The 2711-nt window shown below is 67.7% G+C and carries 2 protein-coding genes; both read left to right on the forward strand.

The genetic code is table 11. The features are described from left to right. Positions 1 to 217 (forward strand): hypothetical protein (locus VGJ14_13575; GenBank protein ID HEY2833451.1); only part of this gene is annotated, 217 nt, incomplete at its 5' end. Between the two features lie 594 nt (positions 218 to 811). Beyond that, positions 812 to 2641 (forward strand): IS481 family transposase, encoded by a 1830-nt coding sequence (locus VGJ14_13580; GenBank protein ID HEY2833452.1) that lies wholly within the window; start codon positions 812 to 814, stop codon positions 2639 to 2641. The last annotated feature ends 70 nt before the right edge of the window (positions 2642 to 2711 follow it).

The raw sequence follows: 2711 nt of genomic DNA on the forward strand, positions 1-2711 counted from the left end.
CGAAGAACTGCGGGTCTGGGTGGACCTGACCAAGCAGGCCCACTCCGAGGGCATGGACCTCGACCACGCCGTTGCGATGGTCCGGGACAAGACCCGAGATCGGTACACCGTGCCCCCCGAAGACGACCTCACAGCCCAGACGCTCGAGCTGCTCATTAGGGCTTCCACGAACGTCTCGGGCATCATGCACTGGCTGGAGGACACCGACCGCGCCTGAAGGCTCGCCTCCCGTGCGCGCCACAGGTCGGTCCGTGAAGGCTGGCCGGGTGGGTTGGTCTCCGTGCGAGTGGTGACCTTTCGGCATCTCGTCGACCTGGCGTGGCCCGATCACGCCGTGTTGCGGGGACAACCTGCGCCGGTACCGCCGCCTGCGCTGTCAGGCTTGCCCCTGTGGCGCGATGTGATAGCCCCTGTGGAGGTCGATGAGGTGCCGAAGGTGGTCTACCACGGACCGCTGGGTTCCTGGCTATCGCGGCCATCTCGGAGACCGGCCTGTCCGGCGAGGACATCCTCGTGGTTGATGCCTGTGCATTCGGGGTGCAGGTTGCCGGCTTCGTCGCAGCCTGGCGCGACCGGGGACCGGCCGGCAGGCCGCACGCCCCGGGTGCGCCTCGGGCTGCGACATGGGTTCGGCCGGCAGCGGCGCCGCTAGGCGCCGCCTTGAACAAGAGAAGAAACTCTGAACCCCGGCGTCGCAGACATGTTGTCCGAGTTCGTTTGATGGGTGACACGCCGGCTTCAGATGATGGGTAACGCTCCCGTCCCGGGTCTGCTTCACGCGATCACTGCCGCGTGGGAGGGGCTCGGGCTGATGCTCGTGGAGTTGAGCGTTGTGGAGCAGCGTTATCACGCCGTCATGGAGGTGTTGTCCGCCGGAGTTCCGGTGGTGGAGGTGGCCGAGCGGTACGGGGTCTCGCGCAAGACCGTGCACGCGTGGATTCGCCGCTACCGCGTCGAGGGCTTGGCTGGGCTGATCGACAAGTCGCACCGTCCGCATCGTCACCCCTGGCAGATCGCGGCGGAGAGCGAAGCGCTGATCTGCGAGATGCGCCGCAACCATGCCCGCTGGGGCCCGCGCCGCCTGGGTCACGAGTTGGCCAGGGTTGGGGTATCGCCGGTGCCGTCGCGGTCATCGATCTATCGCATCCTGGTGCGCCACCAGCTCATTTCCCCGGTGACCCGTAAACGGGCACGCTCGGACTACCGCCGCTGGGAACGCCCGGCCTCGATGCAGCTGTGGCAGATCGACATCATGGGCTCGGTATTCCTCACCGATCCCGCCGCCTCGGGTGGGGTGCGGGAGGTCAAGCTGGTCTCTGGCATCGATGACCATTCCCGCTACGCGGTGATCGCCACCGTGGTGCCCCGGGCGACCTCCCGCGCGGTCTGCGCCGCCTTCCTCGACGCGCTGCACCGCTTCGGAGTCCCCGAGCAGGTCTTGACGGACAACGGCATCCAATTCACCGGCAAATATGTGCGGCCACGCGCGGGTGAGGTGCTGTTCGACCAAATCTGCCGGCATAACGGCATCGACCATCTGCTGACCAAAATCCGGTCACCGACCACCACCGGGAAGATCGAGCGCTGGCATCAGAGCATCCAGACCGAGCTACTGGATGAGCACGGCCCCTTCGCCGACCTGCCCGCCGCCCAACTCGCGGTCGATGAGTGGGTGCACCAGTACAACCACAGCCGCCCACACCAGGCCCGGGACATGGACCCACCCGCCGCGCACTTCCACCCCGTTGCACCCCAGCGGCGAGCGGTGCTGCCCCTGTGGACCCCGCCCGAGCTGGCCAGCATCGATGGCGTGCCTGGCCTCGATGACCCGCCGTCCGAGCGGGCCGCGGAACCCGAGCCGGTGCGACTGGCCCCGGCCGTGAGCACGGTGGCGCCGGACCCGCTGGACGCCGTCGAGATCGACCGGGTTGTGCCGGCCAGCGGAAACCTCGGCGTCTGCGGTCAACAGTTCTGGCTGGGCACCCACCGCGCCGGACACACCATCACGTTGTGGATCGACACCACCACCGTGCACCTGTCGGTCGGCGGAATGCACCTGAAGACCCTGCCCTCGCGGATGACCACCACTCACCTGGCCCGGCTGCGCATCGAGGGCGCCCGACCGGCCGCACCGTCACCGATAGACCCGGCCTGGACCGGCGGGCCAATCGAGATCAGCCGCACCGTGAACGCCTGCGGCAACGTCACCGTGGCCGGTCAGTACGTGTCCGTCGGCGCCCAACACGCCGGCCGCCGGGTGATCCTGCGCCTCGACGGCGACCTCGCCCAGGTCATCGTCGACGGAACGCTCACCCGCACCACCGCGCTGAGCATCACAACCGCCCAACGCAACCGCCTGCGCGACGCCCGAGCAGCCCGCCCCAGACCCCAACCCGATCACCAACCAGCCCGCACCCAGCGGAAAGTGTCCGCGCGAGGAACGACCATGGTCATCGGCCAGAAAGTCCGCGTCGGGCTCCCACACGCCGGAAAGATCGTCACCATCGAGATCGGCGAGAGCGTCCTGGACATCTACGACGAACCTGGAAACACCCTGATCACCCAAACCCCTCGGACCAGCACCCAACACCTGGCCCGGTTCAAGGCCTACGGTGTCAACCGCACCCGCACAACTGGCTAGGGACCGCAACCCCTCAACTGAAGCCAAACCGGAACCGATCATCTGAACCAAGACAGCGCTGTACGGCGCT

This window comes from Sporichthyaceae bacterium, from assembly GCA_036493475.1.
Taxonomy (GTDB): Bacteria; Actinomycetota; Actinomycetes; order Sporichthyales; family Sporichthyaceae; genus DASQPJ01.

Excerpts from the sequence above, each read along its gene's own strand:
- VGJ14_13580 (HEY2833452.1), top strand. The coding sequence starts at position 812 with ATGCTCGTGGAGTTGAGCGTTGTGGAGCAGCGTTATCACGCCGTCATG.